General features: G+C 55.3%; 15 protein-coding genes and 1 pseudogene. 4 read left to right on the top strand and 12 right to left on the bottom strand.

The genetic code is table 11. The features are described 5' to 3' along the window. Positions 1–42: 42 nt before the first annotated feature. Positions 43–495 (top strand): hypothetical protein, encoded by a 453-nt coding sequence (locus SE86_RS02470; protein ID WP_148666748.1) that lies wholly within the window; start codon positions 43–45, stop codon positions 493–495. Positions 496–524: 29 nt separating this feature from the next. Here the strand turns inward: SE86_RS02470 and SE86_RS02465 are convergent, their stop codons facing one another. Continuing rightward, complete coding sequence (locus SE86_RS02465) at positions 525–896, bottom strand: hypothetical protein (protein WP_148666747.1); 372 nt, start codon at positions 894–896, stop codon at positions 525–527. Positions 897–1,212: 316 nt separating this feature from the next. Here SE86_RS02465 and SE86_RS02460 point away from each other — a divergent pair. Beyond that, positions 1,213–1,617 (top strand): annotated as a pseudogene (locus SE86_RS02460) (class I SAM-dependent methyltransferase); the annotation flags it as partial. Between the two features lie 170 nt (positions 1,618–1,787). Here SE86_RS02460 and SE86_RS07965 read toward each other — a convergent pair. Further along, positions 1,788–2,804 (bottom strand): molybdopterin-dependent oxidoreductase, encoded by a 1,017-nt coding sequence (locus tag SE86_RS07965; RefSeq protein WP_158543082.1) that lies wholly within the window; start codon positions 2,802–2,804, stop codon positions 1,788–1,790. A gap of 58 nt (positions 2,805–2,862) precedes the next feature. Between SE86_RS07965 and SE86_RS02450 the strand changes: the two genes are divergently transcribed. Further along, a complete protein-coding gene (locus SE86_RS02450) occupies positions 2,863–4,512 on the top strand; it encodes an ATP-binding protein (RefSeq protein ID WP_158543081.1) in 1,650 nt (549 codons plus the stop codon). On the opposite strand, the gene SE86_RS02445 is transcribed toward SE86_RS02450, so the two are convergent. Genes SE86_RS02445 through SE86_RS02430 form a run of 4 tightly spaced genes read right to left on the bottom strand, consistent with a single transcriptional unit; the run spans position 4,393 to position 8,031 of the window. Continuing rightward, positions 4,393–5,013: an AAA family ATPase gene (locus SE86_RS02445; protein ID WP_117354134.1), complete on the bottom strand. Its 621-nt coding sequence runs from the start codon at positions 5,011–5,013 to the stop codon at positions 4,393–4,395. The genes SE86_RS02450 and SE86_RS02445 overlap by 120 nt on opposite strands. After that, positions 5,006–6,064, bottom strand: coding sequence for an AIR synthase family protein (locus SE86_RS02440; protein WP_117354133.1), 1,059 nt, complete (start codon positions 6,062–6,064; stop codon positions 5,006–5,008). The genes SE86_RS02445 and SE86_RS02440 overlap by 8 nt, the downstream gene beginning before the upstream one ends. Beyond that, positions 6,058–7,050, bottom strand: a complete 993-nt coding sequence (locus tag SE86_RS02435; RefSeq protein WP_117354132.1) for a methionine synthase — start codon at positions 7,048–7,050, stop codon at positions 6,058–6,060. The genes SE86_RS02440 and SE86_RS02435 overlap by 7 nt, the downstream gene beginning before the upstream one ends. Positions 7,051–7,056: 6 nt before the next feature. Next, complete coding sequence (locus SE86_RS02430; RefSeq protein ID WP_211096679.1) at positions 7,057–8,031, bottom strand: hypothetical protein; 975 nt, start codon at positions 8,029–8,031, stop codon at positions 7,057–7,059. Positions 8,032–8,184: 153 nt separating this feature from the next. Here SE86_RS02430 and SE86_RS02425 point away from each other — a divergent pair, with 153 nt between their 5' ends. After that, positions 8,185–9,378 (top strand): thiolase family protein, encoded by a 1,194-nt coding sequence (locus SE86_RS02425; protein ID WP_117355063.1) that lies wholly within the window; start codon positions 8,185–8,187, stop codon positions 9,376–9,378. A gap of 9 nt (positions 9,379–9,387) precedes the next feature. Here the strand turns inward: SE86_RS02425 and SE86_RS02420 are convergent, their stop codons facing one another. From SE86_RS02420 to SE86_RS02395, 6 genes are all read right to left on the bottom strand, one after another. Further along, positions 9,388–10,425 (bottom strand): acyl-CoA thioesterase, encoded by a 1,038-nt coding sequence (locus SE86_RS02420; RefSeq protein WP_211096678.1) that lies wholly within the window; start codon positions 10,423–10,425, stop codon positions 9,388–9,390. A 79-nt stretch (positions 10,426–10,504) separates the two neighbouring features. Then, on the bottom strand, positions 10,505–10,957 hold the full coding sequence (locus SE86_RS02415; protein ID WP_117354130.1) for a transcriptional repressor: 453 nt from the start codon (positions 10,955–10,957) through the stop codon (positions 10,505–10,507). A 104-nt stretch (positions 10,958–11,061) separates the two neighbouring features. Next, complete coding sequence (locus SE86_RS02410) at positions 11,062–12,297, bottom strand: Nre family DNA repair protein (RefSeq protein ID WP_117355061.1); 1,236 nt, start codon at positions 12,295–12,297, stop codon at positions 11,062–11,064. Positions 12,298–12,307: 10 nt separating this feature from the next. After that, entirely contained in the window at positions 12,308–14,332 is a 2,025-nt protein-coding gene (locus SE86_RS02405) for a beta-CASP ribonuclease aCPSF1 (protein WP_117354129.1), read from the bottom strand. Positions 14,333–14,376: 44 nt separating this feature from the next. After that, positions 14,377–14,988, bottom strand: coding sequence for an archaeal proteasome endopeptidase complex subunit beta (psmB, locus tag SE86_RS02400; RefSeq protein ID WP_117355060.1), 612 nt, complete (start codon positions 14,986–14,988; stop codon positions 14,377–14,379). A gap of 88 nt (positions 14,989–15,076) precedes the next feature. Further along, positions 15,077–16,168 (bottom strand): NAD(P)-dependent glycerol-1-phosphate dehydrogenase, encoded by a 1,092-nt coding sequence (locus SE86_RS02395; RefSeq protein ID WP_174221332.1) that lies wholly within the window; start codon positions 16,166–16,168, stop codon positions 15,077–15,079. Positions 16,169–16,568 lie beyond the last annotated feature (400 nt).

Below are 16,568 nucleotides of genomic sequence, written 5' to 3'. Positions count from 1 at the left end.
CTCTCGCAGGATAAGCGTCTAGGTTTAAAATCGGTGCTGGCTATGGATGGCTGTAACGAGCTCTACGATAGACTTGTGGAAACTAGGGAGAAAATTAAAGATCTTGAGGGGTCTCTCAAGGACATATTAGATGACCTTCGGAAGGTCATTAATGCAGAAGCCAACCTTATATCATGTCTAAGGCTTCATGCCCCTGATTACTTCTCTCAACTAGAGGAGGCGTCAACCGAAGGTCTTCAGCTCGGTGGCGACGTTAGCCTTGACGTAAATGTTAAGCCTGACGACTGCGCAAGGGTTCGTCAGCTTCTGGTGCACGCCTCCTCCCTTGAGGCCTCCCTCACGTTTCAGATGGCCGAGACTAGCGCAGTAATTAGAAACGAGATCATAAGGCTGGCCGGCCTAGTGGCGCTCTGCAGACATTTCGAGCCTGAGCTCTCAGAGAGCGTCGGCAACGACATACTGTACCCTCTTCTGTCAAAGTATCTTTCAATATGACACCTCATGCCACTATTTCGTCTACCATTCTAGCTAGAGTGCGACGCCTTGCGGACCCCTACCCTCTTTACTATGAAATACACGACTTCCAGTACTATTATGACCTGTACAACGTCTACGTTTAACGAGACCTTGCCAAGGCTGCTTGTCAGCAGGAAGAACATGGGGTAAACCGTGACCTTTGCATGAAGAATCCTAACATCGTATATAAACGAGCCCACGTCGACGCCCGCCATAAAGCCAAGGAATAGAAACCTCAAACTTGGATAGAGGACTAAGAATAATATGTAGAGTAGCAGCGAGAGCGCTGCTGAGGCCCCGACGGTGACCCTGCTGGCAGTCATAGATAAGAGGGCCCCCAGCAGAGCTGCTATCGCAGACAGCACCCCTACTACCGCCACCAGCAAGCGCCTGACTAGTAAAGACTCCTGAGGGCTGGAAGTCATAGGGCTACCTGCAGAACTACGTACTCAGAGACCGTTTTATTCGTTTGACAACCCTCCGCACTTTAACTTTGGAAATTTTTAAAAATGCTTGCTGTCAATCGATCGTTGGGTATCCGATAATGGTATTTCGTAAATGGCATGCGCATGGGTTTGGAGGACAGGTAAACACTCTGCTCAGACCTCTCGAGCTGAGGCCCGGCATGACAGTTGTCGACATCGGCTCTGGGCCTGGAAGGTTTACAATACCTATCGCTAAGTTAATAGCCCCGGCGAGGTTTATGCAATAGACGTTGACGAAGATTCTCTTGAGGAGCTGCAGAGGAGGGCAAAGGAGGAGGGTATGACCAACGTGAATGTTGTGAGAGCCGACGTGACCAAGGGGATACCGCTTCCCGAGGGCTTGGCCGACCTTGCACTTCTTGCAAACGTCTTGCATGACTTCATCCACGAGGGGGCCTCTCAGGTAGTCCTGTCTAACGTCAAGCGCCTGCTGAAGCCAGGCGGCAGAGTTGCCGTCTTTGAGTTTAAGCCTGGCCTCACCAGCTTCGGTCCACCTCCCTGGCTGAGAGTCGTTCCTGACAGAGTCGTTGAAGAGCTAAGGGCAGCAGGTCTTACAGCCGTCAGTGAGCCCATAGATGTTGCTAACACCCATTACCTAGTTATAGCCAAGAAATAGTCTAGCTTGGTTCACTTGACGATTGAAAGGCCAGCAACGCTAGAGCCTGTAGCGCCTTCGCACAGCTCTCCTTTGCCTTATTCGTTCCTAACTCCCAACGATTAATAGAGTTCGGCCTTCATTGTGACTAATAGTCGTTAAGCAACCATTAACAATGATAAAGGCCAATTCTAGCAGAGGTCGGTTAGCAACGGATTCCTTATCTTAAACCTCTCATTCCGTGAGACAAGCCCTCTTTCGTGGTATGCCAGGGCCTCCCAGTAACCGTCCTCATAATCCTTTAGTAGCTCTATTGTGGTGACCCACTTGGTGCCTTTCCATCCATAGAGGAGCGGGCTGAAGATCCTTGCAGGCCCACCATTCTCGTCTGGGAGCGCCTTGCCATCCATGCCAGCTATGAGCGCGGCGCTGTCAAGCGCGACATCCGTGGGCATGACAGAGGAGTAGCCTGAGACGCTCCACGAGTAGACCCACTTGGCCTCGTCAAGGCCGCTCAGCCCCTTGAGAAGCTCCTTAAGTGGGATCCCGAGATATCTCCTTCCCCTGACGCTCCAGCCGGTGACGCAGTGGAAGTCCTCGTCGCCCAGATCCCTTGAGAGCTCCATAACCTCTGCAAGGCTGAGCTCCACCTGGTCGCCGTCAAGCCCCTTAAGTCTTAACTTCCACGACCCCCTCTCAATCCTTGGTATCTCGCCCTCTGCTGAGTATATGACGAACTTCGGTATCGTCACCTGCCCTACAGGCACGTCGGCCGAGGGGCAGTCCCTCGTTGCCATCAAGCGGTCCATTACCTCCCCTGATGATACATAGCCTCTCATCAGTAGGTCGCTCTCGGCAGGGAGCAGGGGCAGGGCGTTGGTGAACATGACGCCTGTCAGGTTCACGAACGTAGATTTCCTAGTGACAATCCTCAGGTTGCCTACCTCGCTCTGGCCACTCACGATTCTGAATGAGAAGAGGTCAAAGGACCTGCCTATGAGCTCATGCCCTGAGTAGATTATCATGAGTCCGCCTGATTCCGTGAGCTCCGAGAGCACCCTGAGGCCCGCGAGGGCCTCGGCCTTCACATCATCAAGCGATGTTAGCTTGTCTGTCGAGGAGCACTCAAAGACCACAGGCATGCCTATCTGCGCGAGCCTCCTGCTTAGGTACGCCTTACAGCCTATGATGCCCTGTACGCCGCTCATTGCAGTCCTCCGGCACAGGGCGGCCCAGGCATTTAAGCAGGAGCACTTGCGGGGAAGAATGGAGCTTAGGAAGGTTATTGACGGCATCCCAAGGAGGTACAGGCCGCTCGCGTCGTTGCCGAGCGCCGCCATAATAGCTAAGTTGTTGCTTGACGCGGGCATCTTAAGGGCGCCGCCCCACGCCGTTGAGGCTGCGGCGGCGACAGCCCTAGCGGCCTCGGCCGCAGCTGGGGCCGTCGCGCTCCTGAGGAGAGGCAGGCCCTCGGCAAGGGGTAGCAGCATGAAGGTGCGCGTCATAGAGGTCATAACGTCAGGGGCCGCAGAGGAGAGGGTGACGGCGGCCCAGGCCCTGGCGTCAATAGTGAAGGAGAGGGCTAAGGCCGGAAGGGCGAGGTACGCGGTGATATCCACCTTACAGGGCGGCTTCAGCAGGACGCTCATAGGCATAATGAACCCCGACCCGGTGCAGGTGGACATTGAAGCGGAGATACTCAAGACCCTCATATCGATGAACGTGAGGGGCGCCAGGCTGAGCGAGCCAAAGGAGGTGCCAGAGCAGCTGCTGAGGGGCCTTGAAGCGCTTGAGCCCAGGGGCAGGGGGGAGCCTGTAGTGGTGGAACCATCTAGGGGCTCCATCCCTGTAACGCTACAGGGCAGCGGGGTCGGAGGCCTTGCGCTAGGGACTGCCTTTGAGGGAGCTTTTCAGAGGCCCGTGGAGCTGACACTTGAAGACATAAGGGGGCATATAGCTGTCTTCGGCTCCACGGGCACGGGAAAGACTACTACGCTTGCCACCGTACTTTCAGGCCTTCCAAGCCTTGGCGTTAACTTCATTGCGCTTGACTGGGCCGGCGAGCTTAGCAAGTTAATTGACAATGCGACTACGTGGAGCCCTATAAATGACGGTGGCATAAACCCGTTCACCGATGGTGACCTTAGGTCGTCCCCAGAGCTCCTGCTTGACGTCCTCAGCAGCGCCCTCGACCTGACGCAGCCGCAGAGCTACATAGTTATGAGAGTGTTTAATGATGACATGCCGAGGAGCTTCAGGGAGCTTAAGGAGGCCATAGAGTCTTACCCTGAGGAGGCCAGGTGGGACAGGGACGTAAAGAGGGGGCTCCTGAGGAAGGTTGCGATACTAGCTAACAGTAAGTTCTCGGGCCTCTTCAACGGATCAGTCGAGCTTGACGAGCTCGAGTCCAGGCCCCTAGTTGTCAAGCTTGATGAGATAGAGAGCTTTACCGTGAGGAAGGCTTACGCCCTGGTGCTTCTTGCAGCTATGTTCGCCCGCAGGACCAGGGAGAGGCCCGTGGTCGTTGCTATAGATGAGGCGCACAACCTCTTCAACGAGGACAATGACCTTGTCGGACACATAATGGCAGAGTCTAGGAAGTACGGCCTCTATGTGGCCCTGGCCACCCAGAGCCCCTCTGCCGTACCTAACTCTGTGCTCCTCAACGCCAACACTAAGGTAGTGCACGCGCTGAGGAGCCTAAGGGATAAGGAAGTCATAGCACAGAGCATGAACCTGCCCTACGATATGACCAACGCTCTTGACAAGCTTGAGCCTGGCGAGGCCATTGTTCAGTCACCCACCATAGTTAACCCTGTCATAGTAAAGGTCAAGCTCTCTTCCCCACGCCGCAACGGCCTCAGCAACCCTGTCGTCAGAGAGCCAGTCAATGGTAATGCCAACTCTCCACTCTGAGAGCGCCCCAAGCGACCTCTCGAGCACCTCCTCAGGGCTCAGCCATGTTGTATCAACCTCGACAGTCATGTCGCTGTAGTCCAGCAACTCCTCGGCAACGGAGCCCAGGGCCTCAGCCATGACGTTCTCCAGCACCTTCCTCCTCTGCCATCCCCTTGACATCAGCCTCTCCTCAAGGACTAGCGGGTTTAGGCGAAGGAGAAGCACGAAAGGGACGTTTACATTAAACTCCTCCCAATCAAGGAACAGCGACGGGTAGTGCGTTGGGATTAACGTGCAGGGTCCCATCAGCCTTGAGGCCACGGCCCTTAGAAGGCCCTCCTCGTCAATTATGAGGGTCCCAGGCCTCTCGGGGTCAGGCCTTCCAAGGCCCTCCCTAACCGCGACCTCAGAGGGTTCTACAACGTTGTTGCAGCCGAGCTCGGTGAGGAGCATGGAGGAGATTGTGGACTTACCCACGCCAGGTGTCCCAGCAACTATAATTGCTGTTGTGTCATCCATGTGACTTCGCCCTTGCAGACCAAAGTCTTGCCACCTCGTCCTCTGGCGGTGAGATGTACTCCTCCACAGAGCTTCCCCTCAGGAGCTTAAGCCTGGGCTTTGACGAGCTGCCCTCTACCCTGCCTATGACTGATGCCTTGACGCCCAGCTCCTTTAGCAGTCCAAGGGCCTCGTCCTTCTGATTAGGCCTAAGGGCTGCTATGAAGGAGCCGCTGCCCATAGCCTTTAGTGGGTCAGCCCCCAGCCTGCTGAATATTATCCTTGTGACGTCCTCAACTATAACAGCCTCGGCATTAACTGTCACGTCGTGACCTGAGGCTCTGGCAAGTTCATAGACGGCGCCTATAAGTCCCCCCTCAGTGACATCGTGCATTGAAGTTACAAGCCCCCTCTCGGCGAGAGCCAGCGCGTAATGAGCCACGCTGGCTCTCTCGATTAGCCTTGAGGCCTCTGCTATGTAGTCCTCGCTTAAGCCAGCATCAACAAGCAGGTCCCTAAAGTCATTAGCTATAATTGCCGTGGCCTCCATGGCCGTTGGGCCCACCTGAAGTAGCAGGTCCCCTTCCGAGGCCGCCCCAGTCATGATGACATGGCCCCGCTCGCCGCACCCCATAACTGTGACAACAACTATTGGGTGACTTATCCCAGGTGTAGCCTCGGTGTGGCCGCCGACAAGCTCTATGCCAAGCCTCTGTGCCTCGGTAACCACGTCATCAATTATGGCGCTGAGAGACGAGAGCAGGGAGCCCGCTGGCATGAGAACGTCAACTATCATCCACTGAGGCCTAACGCCCCTCACAGCAACGTCATTTGACGCCACGTCAACAGCTAGGGACCCAACCCTGAAGCGGGACTCGGTAATGGGGTCGCTGTGGGCAGCGAGAACGCAGTTGCCCAAGTCTATAAGCGCTGCGTCCTCCCCTATGGCTGGGCCCATCAGGGTTGAGGCCCATGAAAACCTTCTAGCCTTTGAGAGCACCACCTGCTCAAGGGTCTCCTGGGGGAGCTTCCCGACCCAGCCGCCCTCATAGAGCTCCCCACCGTCTACCATTCCTTCCTTGCCTCCGAGGTGGCCCTGACCATGTTGATCAACTTCGCCTTCGCGACCTCACGAGGCAGCGGCTTGAGGCCGCAGTCAGGGTTTATGAAGACTTTCTCTGGCGGCAGGACGTCAAGCTTCATTAGCTTCTCTATCGCGTCCTTTATCTCCTTCACAGTCTCTACCTGCATGCTGTGGACGTCGACCACCCCGTAGCCGAGCTCCTTGTTGTAGCCGTACTCCTTAAGGTACGGGAGCAGCCTGAAGTTGCTGTTCTTGAACTCAAGCGCGAACTGATCGACCGGGTAGTCCAGTATATATGGCAGTATCCTCTCAAGCCTACCATAGCATATGTGGACTATGCGCTTAGCCTCAACGCCTGAGAGCACGTAGCTGAGGGCCTCCCCGGCCAGCTCCGCCTCCTCCTTCCACGGCCTAGTTGACAGGGCTGGCTCGTCGACCTGAACGTACTGGGCCCCGGCCTTCACGGCGTCTAAAATCTCCTCCCTTATAACCTTTGCCAGCGCCATTATGAGCTCTCTCCTGTCCCTGTAGTAAGTGTTGAAGCTCCACTCCATCATTGTGTAGGGGCCTGTTATTATGAACTTGACAGGCCTTCCACCGCTTATTGATGTTGTGAAAAGCCAGTCATCAACGGCCAGCCTTGAGGTCCTGGCCAGGGGTCCAACTATAACCGGCTTCCTGAAGTACATGTTATCGTATATCCTGACCCACTCCCCCTCGCTGTAGCCCTGGACCCTCTGGGCGAAGTAGACAACCATGTCCTCGCGCGACTGCTCCCCGTCACTTATTATGTCAACTCCAGCCTCTATGTAGTCCTTCACGACCTCAGATATGGGGCCCTTTATGAGCCTGTGAAACTCCTCCTCAGAGATCTCCCCGCGGTCCCTCCTCTTTATCAGCTCATTGGCCTCTGGGAGCTTCGGGTAGCTGCCTATCACCGTAGTTGGGAACTTCCTGGGCAGGTGGTAGCTCATCCCTGCTCACCCCCTCAGCCTCTCCGCCGCGAGCGAGAGGAGGAAGGCCTTTCTAAGGCTGTACCTGTAGGGTATCACGTCGAACCAGGTGGTGGTCGTCAGGCCTACCTCGTTGAGCCCCGCGGACTTTGTCGCCTGGGAGACCCAGTCATTAACCTTATCAACCTGGTCGTCCTCTATCCTCCTGGCGTCTATTACGCCCAGCACAGCTTTATGGCCACCAAGGCCTTTCCTCGCTATCAGCGAGAGCGCCCTCGAGGGAGCGTCAGCGACGTCCAGCGATATGTAGTCAGCCTTTACGTTAAGCAAGGCCTCGTAGACCTCATCCTTTGGTACATCAAAGTAGAGCGACACTATAGCAGGCACCTTAAGCCTTGAGGTTATAACATTTATAAGCTGGACCCCGAGCTCAGCGTCGTCCCTTGAGATCTCCTGGTCAGTCAAGAATGGCTCGTCTATCTGAACGGCTCCAGCGCCAGCCTGCTGGGCGGCCTCTGCCTCCATGGCTAGGGCCGAGGCTATGCTCTCGCCGAGGTCCTCCTTGCTCAGCCCGCTTAGGTTCTTGGACATCAATAGAAATGTCGTGGGCCCCGGCAACACAGCCTTCAGCGGGCTGGGCTCGGCAATGTCTGAAAGGGCCCTTATGCGAGGCGGCCACACGAAGTGGTCAGGATCCGGCCTATCGGTGAACACTGGAACCCTGTAGAAGAAGTTGTTATCGAAATACCTCAGAAGACCGCTGGCCGAGACGTTCCTCCAGGCTAAAACGAAAGGCCTAAATATGTCGTGCCAGTCAACCATGCCATCAGTAACATACCTGAAGCCCAGGGTCTCCTGAGCCCCTATAATGGCCGCTGACGCTGCCCTGATCCACCAGTCTATGTCAACGTAGGACCTGGAGCCCCTCTCTAGATCCCTTAGGGCGTGCCTCACCTCCTTTGTTCTTGGGAAGCCCCCAAGAATCATTGACCAAACTTCCATGGAGTTGACGCCCCCGCTATCTGTGATGTCAACTATTTTAAGCCTAAGGTCCCTGCTTTGCCCCGCTCCGCGAAGAACACGATCCAACCACTTTAACGTCTTGTGTTGTTCTGCATTTTAACCTTGCAGGGGCCTCAGCTCCAGGCGAGCGGGGTGCCTAAGCTCAAGCAGCCCGTGTACATAGTTGACGGCGTGAGGGTGCCCGTTGGAAGGTTCGGTGGCGCCTATAAGGATGTGCCAGCCGCTGACCTAGCGACTTTCACGCTCAAGGAGGCCCTTGAAAGAACGGGCCTGAAGCCGGAAGATCTTGACATGTTAGTTTATGGGCACGTAATAAGGGCTGGGACAGGCATGGACACTGCCAGGCAGGTTGCCATAAAGGCGGGGGTCCCATACCACATAGACTCTATGACTGTTGACATGGTATGCGCAAGCGGCATGGCTGCAATTATAACGGCTGCCAACTACATCTCCGCTGGCTCCTACAACTTGGTGGCGGCCGGCGGCATGGAGTCCATGAGCATGGCTCCCTTCATAATTCAGTCGTCGGCGAGGTGGGGCATGAAGCACCTTATAGGCAGGGAGTGGCAGATTCTTGATGCCATGGTTTACGACGGCCTGTGGGACGTGCTGCTGAACAAGGTCATGGGTGAGGAGGCTGATATGACGGCGGCCGAGTACAAGGCTCCTAGAGATGAGCTTGACAGGATATCCTATGAGAGCCACGTGCGCGCAGCCAAGGCATGGGATAATAACGAGATGAAGGACTTCGTCGTGCCCTATGAGAGAAATGGTAAGATGCTGCTCGACCGCGACGAGGGCATTAGGAGGGACACTAGCGTAGAGAAGCTCAAGTCGCTACCCTATGCCTTCAGCCCAAATGGGCCGCACACCGCAGGCTCCAGCAGCCAGCTGAGCGACGGCGCCGCCACCCTGCTCATAGCCAGCGAGGAGGCCGTGAAGACCCTTGGGCTTAAGCCTATAGCCCGCATAGTCGGTTTTGCCTATCATGGCGTTGAGACGTGGAGGTTCCCTGCCGCTCCAGTGGGGGCCGTAAAGAAGTTGCTGGAGGACGTCGGGTGGTCTATTGATATGGTCGACTATTGGGAGAACAACGAAGCATTCGCCGTCAACAGCTACATAATGCACAAGGAGTTGGGTATACCATATGATAGAATGAACGTGCATGGAGGTGCAATAGCTATTGGCCACCCTCTAGGCATGAGCGGGGCCAGGGTAACTCTTGAACTTATAAACGTGTTGAGAGGGCACGGCGGCAGGAGGGGCGTCGCATCTATTTGCCACGGCCTAGGAGGCGCGGCCTCGATAGCTATAGAGCTCGTTTAAGGCTATGGGTTATGGCATTGCATTCCTCTTTGATAACAGCTCCCTGACCTTCTCAGCGTTTTCCCTGAAGGCCTGAAGGGCTCTCAGCCTCGCGTCCCTCCTAGCCTCTGCCTCCTCCAACATCTTCTTCTGCCAGTCCTCGGTAGGCTTGAAGAGCTCTATGGGCTCGCTCCTGCCCGTGGGGCCCACGTGGACCAGCGTGAAGTAGCTAGTGGTGGTGTGCTTCTCCTCCCCAGTTATTTCATCGCGCTTTATGACCTTAGCCACCACCTCCATGCTGGACTTGCCCACATATGTTAACGTGCTATATGCGACTATGGTCTCTCCTAGCAGTATGGGCGTGTAGAAGTCTGTGCTGTCAACGGAGGCCGTCACCACTGGGCCCTTAGCATACCTGGTGGCGACAAGGGCCGTGATCTCGTCGAGGAGTCTCATGAGCCTCCCAGCGAACAGCGCGTTGCTCTGCATCACGTCCTCTGGCATAACCACCTTGTTTGTGACGACTGTGTAGGCGTCCAACAGCCCCTTTGGGGGCAAGGTATCAAAGACCTTCTGCCTTCTGTCCTTTATCCTCTCCTCCCTGGCCTTCCTTATCCTTAAGGCGTCCTCATACAGCGCTTCCTCCTCAGGCGTCCTGGGCTCTATGCAGAACCCCACGGGGGCTGGCCTCAGATCCCTCCCAACCGCCACATAGGTCATGTGAGCTAACGTGGTGAGGCGCCTCTCGTTCATTATTGGGTTCTCGGCCTCCACAAGGAGGCTGACGTCTATGCTGCTGGTGCCAACGTAGTCGACCCAGGCCGTTATCATAGCGTTCTCACCCACGAGAACGGGGGAGAGGAAGTAAATGTTCTCAAGGCTGGCCAGCAGCGTTGGCCTCCTGGCGACGCGCGTTGCCTCCATGTTAGAGACCTGTACCATCCAGTCCTCCATCACGCCTCCAAACAGCATCCCAAGGGGGTTAGCGTGCATTGGTAGGACCTGAAATATTGATGTCATCAGCGTCTGCATGGGCGACAGAGTCCTTTCACAGTTAGGCCTAGACATTTGAGGCCACCAAATGCAACAGGGGGTGGGGCGCTATATAATTGTGCAGGGCCTTGATAGATGAGCGAAGGCCTCTTGGTTACCTGCCAGCAGTGCCTGCCTCGCTGGCCGAGCAGTTAGCCTCCACAACTATCTTCTTTACATGAAGCCCCTTTGACTTCAGGGCATCCATGACAAAGGATGCCACGTCGCCATCTACGTCGAATATCCTCTCTGAGTCCAGGCAGAAGACGTTTATGTGTGGTGTTGGCTGGTCTATCCTCAACTTGTCGCCAACTATGAACGTATCTATTATCCCCATGCCCTCCAGCATCTTAATGGTATTATATACCGTAGATATGCCCACGCGGGGCAGCTCCTGCTGGGCGGCGTCGAAGAGGTCCTTAAGCGACGCGTGCTCCTTAACCTTTGACAGGATCAGCTTCGTTAACAGCACCCTCTGCGGCGTTATCCTCTTCTCCTGTAAGCTTATCCTATTCAACACGTCCTGCAACTTATCTTTAACCCACTCGTCCTCCTTGATATCAGGCATGGTCAGCGCATCCTAGTACAGTATTACGGTTGAAAAGAGTTTTTATATTTAACGTCTTACTACTAATGTTCGCTCCATTCATTCCCTTTCTATGTGCTTTTTAATCACCTTATGAACTCTGTTAGCCTCTTAGCCCTAGGCCTGAAGCCCAGAAGGGAGCTATACCTCAGCACGTTGCCAGGGTCAGCCTTAAGCCACCTCCTAGCGTAGTCGACAACCTCCTCAAGCGAGCCTCTAACTGATGGTGGCCTCTGCATGGCCTCCCTGACGGACTCCCTTATGTGCCAATTACCCACGGGCGCGTAGTAGGAGGGTAGGACCTCCCTAAGTATAACTACGTCAGCTTTCCTGCCCATAGAGCTGAGCCCCTCAAGAACTGCTAGGCGGGCAGCAGAGAAGCCCCCGTCCATAGTTGACGCCCTACCCAGGGGGTCCTCCTCGACCCTCTCTATGATGGGTCTCTCAGCGCGCTCGGTCCAAAGTCCCCTTGGATGCCAGACCTCCACCCACTCGAATGTCCCCTCGCCGGGCATGATAATGACTAGGAACCTGTTGCCCAGGTACTCAGCCTCCCTGGCCTCCACGGAGTCCACGGAGGCCAGGCCCCTCAGCCCCTGCCTGAGCCTCTTCGATATAATGTCGTCCACCGCGGTTATAGCCCACCTGGTGGGCACCAGCCTCCTCCCGTGAAGCCTTCCAAGGAACCCAAGGCTCATCATGTCCTGTATCTTATAGATATCAACGCCGGACCTGTAGAGCTCCCATATAATATCCTCAGCCTTGGCGTCGTCCCATATGGCCTCGTCCATCTTCCTCGTCAGCTTAGGCGAGCTTCCCACGACTATTCTCTCTGCGGGGGCCCTTGGTCCCACAGGCTTTGTCATGCCGTCAAACCTCAGCTGAGGCAGCGGAAGCCTCCTGAGCACTACATCGCTGTCTACAGGCCTCTCTGACAGCGAGGCAAGGCCTAGCTCAGTCTCATAGAGCCTCCAGGGCTCACTTACATCTAATCTCAGGTAGGCTGAGACCGTCTCACTCCTCAACTTCACTATGTTGCCCAGGCTCTCCTTCCTCTCAGCCCAGAGCCTAGGCGCATCGTAGTATGTGGCCTCCTCGCCCTCCTTGCCTGGGGGAACCATGTAGTAGAAGGATACCTTGGGGTAACCATACTCCCCTACAAGGACGCTGGGGGGAGTGGCGCCGTTGACATTCCTTCCAGTAATTCTCTGCAGGGCACCCACCTGGACCCTGAACCTCTCGAGTATGGGGCACCTTGGCAGGCCGCAGAGGAGCTTGTAGCCCTTGCACCTGGCGCAGAGCTCTGGCGGTATTGAGGGCAAGCCGCCACCCTCATCCATACAGTAGGGCGCTGTGCAGCTTTGAGGCTCTGGGGTACACCTTTACGGTCTCTAGGTTCTCTGGGACTATGACCTCTGGGGCACCCTCGAAGCTGAGCTTGTCCCACCTGCTCTTTATGGTTGAGGCAAGCGCCGAGAGGCCAGCGTGCTCACCATGATTAAGTATTATAGTCCTTGGCTTTGGCGTGAGCCTCCTTAGGAACGAGAGCAGTTCACTTCTGCTCGCGTGGCCTGAAAAGCCCTCAACACTGTCCACCTCCAAGTTGACCTTGTAGGTCTTCAGCCTGTTCTCATCCTCCAACTGCACCTCGCGCTCGCCATCAGCTATCCTCCTGCCCAGGGTCCCGGAGGCCTGGTAGCTGACGAACACGAGCGAGTTCCTAGCATCGCCAGCCAGAGCCTTGAAGTACTCAAGTATAGGTCCACCAACCATCATGCCGCTTGTAGACACTATTATCGCTGGGCTCTGGGAGTATATGGCCTCATCCCTCTTGCTCTGGTCATTGACAAAGACCATCTGGGGTCCTATGAATGGGTTGGCCCCCTCGTTGAGTATCTGGTCCCTGATGTCCTTTGAGAGTAGCTCAGGGTAAGCGGTATAGATTGCCGTGACCTCATATATGAGGCCATCTATGTATATCGGCATCTCCGGTATCTTCTTCTCCTGCATGGCTTTGTTGAGAAGCACCATCATGTCCTGGGCCCTGCCAACAGCCATGACTGGTATCATAACCTTGCCGCCCCTCTGATAGGTTCTGTTTATTATGTCAAAGAGCTGCTGCTCAGCCTCCTCGCGTGTTGGCGTCTCAGTGGCGCCGTATGTGCTCTCCATTATTAGTGCTTCGACCCTGTGGAACTCCGTGTTGGCAGGTGGCTGAAGCCTAAGGGCCTTGTTATCCTTTATGCTGTAGTACTTAAGGTCGCCAGTGTAAAGTATGTTGTAAAGTCCCTGGCCTATGTGTATATGAACCAAGGCGGAGCCCAGTATGTGCCCGGCGTTGCTGAACGTCAGCTTGGCGTCAGGCGACAGGTCAGTCACAACGTCGTAGTTTACGGTTATTGTGCGGTTAAGCATTGTTATCAGGTCCTTCTGGGTGTAAGGGGGCTCCCTGCCCTCCTTTGTGTAGAGATTTATGAAGTCCTGAAGCATGAGGGTTGCTATATCGCGGGTGGCCGGAGTCATGTATATGGGCCCCCTGTAGCCGTACTTGTAGAGCATAGGGGCCAAGCCTACATGATCCATGTGAGCGTGTGATATGACAACGGCGTCCAGCTCGTCAAGCCTGAACTCCGGCGCGTCGAACAGTGGGTAGGCGTCAGGCCCGAAGCCGCTCTGCGCAAAGCCCACGTCGAGCAGTATCTTACTCTCAGAAGTGTCTACCAGTATACACGACCTTCCAACCTCGCCGAAGCTGCCGAGACCTGTTATCCTGATGTAGCGGGGCCCTGATATCATGTCCCTATAGATCCTCTCGCCTACCTCCCTAAGCGCCCTCCTCCTCTCTGCTGAGGCCATTAGGTAAAGCGTGTTCAGTGACGTCAACGTCTTGCTAACTAACGGCGGCTTCCTCTGAACCTCAAGCCTCCAGCCAGTCTCCGCCAGGACCTGGTTCCTGAACGTCTTCCCCTTCCCCATGAGCTTTCCGGGCTTGTCTGTGAGCACCCTCACCTCCCCAAGGACTTCGTCAAACTGTACGTCGCTTGGATCTATTGACACGCCTTCAGGTGCATTCTCCAGTATGTACTTTATAGTGAACTCTCTCGTAGCCCTTGACTTGGGATCACTCCTTACCACTATCCTCTTCCTTAGAAGCTTCGCAAGCTCCTTTACCTTCTCCTCGCCCTCTAGCATCCACCTCGGGTTCTTTACATAGATCGCTATCTCTGGCCCCTCAAACTCTATCTTTGATATCTCGGCGTCACCAAGGTTCTTGTAGATCTCCTCCACTATTCGCCTGCGTAGCTCAAGCCCCGACACCAGACGCCTCTCTTCGCCAGAGCCGAACTCACTCTCCAAAGCTGTTTCACCGTAGGAGGCAGACAGTTAACGCCTATGCAATTTTAATGTTGCTGAAAAGGTATAAACTTTTCCTGATACGTGGAGCGCCCTATTACGGTGATATCTATGCCGTCACCTGTGGCAGAGTCCCTTAATATGGCTGACCTTACGGCTTCGGCCGCCAAGTTAATCGCGTCGTCTAGAGACAGCTTTTCATTATAGCCCCTCTCAAGGACCCCCAGGGCTACTGGGGAGCCTGAGCCTGATGATGTGACTCTCTCCTCAGTGACGCCTCCGTATGGATCTATGGCATATAGCCTTGGCGCTGCGTCATAGCCTCCAACTATCAGCTGGACCAGGTAAGGGAAGTACTTACTTGATGACAATATGTTAGCAAGAAGCGTTGCCATGCTATATACGCTCAGCCTCTTGCCCGTGTCAAGCTCATAAAACCTAGCCTCCTCCCTCACGGCGTCAGCCAGAACCTGCGCATCAGCGACGAGACCCGATATAGTCATTGCTGCATAGTCCGTGAGCTTCACTATCTTCTTCACTGTGCGACTAGCTATCATGGTCCCAGCAGTAGCTCTCTTGTCGGCGGCTAGCACAACATAGTCGCCAGCTATAATGCCTACCGTAGTTGTACCATGCCAGCCCCTGCTGAGCTTGTCCATGTAGTTGCTCAACAAGTCCCACACCTGAGCTGTGGGGCCCCTGCAAGCTTTTAAAGATACAATCAAGATTTCGTATAAGGCCGCGCTGTCACTCAATGACCATAGTCTTCGTTGCAAGCTCCTCAGCAGCCTCCCTAGTCAGGCCTCTCTCGCCCAGTATGGTGTACCTCTCAGGCCTTATCGACGCCGCCCTCACAAGCGCCTCTATGACCTCATCATTGTTAACTCCGAGTTCCTTAGCGTTGACAGGGGCCCCTGCCTCCTTCAACAACCTCCTTATTTCCTTCCACCTCATCCCATAGAGGTATGACATGAGTATAGTGCCAACGCCTACAGCCTCGCCGTGAAGAGGCGGGCTTTCACTTATAGTCTCCAGGGCGTGGGCAAAGAGGTGCTCTGAGCCGCTGGCGGGCCTGCTACTGCCAGCTATACACATAGCGACCCCGCTGCTCACGAGGGCCTCGACAAGGGCCCTGACGCCGTCCTTGCTACCAAGGCCTATCTTCTTAGCGTAAGCGCTTACGTGCTTCGCGCTCATCAGCGCCAAGCTGGCCGCATAGGCTCCGTAATACTCACCCCTCAGGTTGTGCGCGAGCTTCCAGTCAAGGACGGCTGTGTACTTCCCTATTAGGTCCCCAAAGCCGGCCGAGGCCAGCCTCCTGGGGGCAGACGAAATAACGTCTATATCTAGAAGTAGCAGCTTTGGCGGCTTGGCCAGCTTTGAGTACGGCCTCTCGAAGCCGTGCAGCGTAGCGAATGGGCTTGTTATGCCGTCGTGGCTCGGGGCTGTAGGGACGCTCACAAACTCCTTCCCGGACTCCGCGGCAGCGTACTTAGCAAGGTCTATGCTCCTGCCGCCCCCAAGGCCAAGGAGCACGTCCACCTTCTCCCTCGAGGCCTCCTCGGCGAGCCTCACGGCCTCCTCTACGGTGGCGGGCCCGGCCAGGGTGTAGGAGACACTGAACCCACTGTCCTCAAGAAGCTCCTTGACCTCGTTGTACAGGGTGTTGAGAACGTGGGGGCCTGTGACAACAAGGACGGCGGACCCTCCTTTAAACATCTCCTTCATGTGAGCCCCTATGCTCTTCAGGACTCCATCGCCGACCACCACTCTCTTGGGCAACTCTATTACATGTTGTTCCACAACTAACCTCCGTTTATGAGCTAGGAGTACTGACATAAAGGCCTTATGGATTGACAGGTTAAATTAAAAAGCATCTTAGCCATAATCCTAAGCCATACTTTTACGTCGATCCGAACTGAACTCCTCCCTGCCCTGAGGGGCGAGGCTTTCGGTTGTAAGGGGTTGAGCGCTAGGCGCTTCAGGGCAACTTTCATAGAGAGGTTATGTGAATTGTTAGCGCGTTAAGCAGTCTGTTGTTTATCGAGCACCATGGCATATTATAGGGCTCTTACAACTGAAAGCCTCGCCCCTCAGGGGTAGGGAGGAGTTCAGATGTGTGAGATCTCGCTCAGGGGTTCAGCTCCTACATGAGTTCACACTGTTTTACGGTCAGAGCCTCATCCTTATTCCCCCGCGCCCCGCTCGGGTCTCATAGGGCCTGGGGCGCTCAGGGTTA

The sequence above is a fragment of the Acidilobus sp. 7A genome (assembly GCF_003431325.1).
GTDB lineage: Archaea > Thermoproteota > Thermoprotei_A > Sulfolobales > Acidilobaceae > Acidilobus.
The sequence above is the reverse complement of the archived record's forward strand: the minus strand, read 5'-3'. Positions and strand labels throughout refer to the sequence as shown.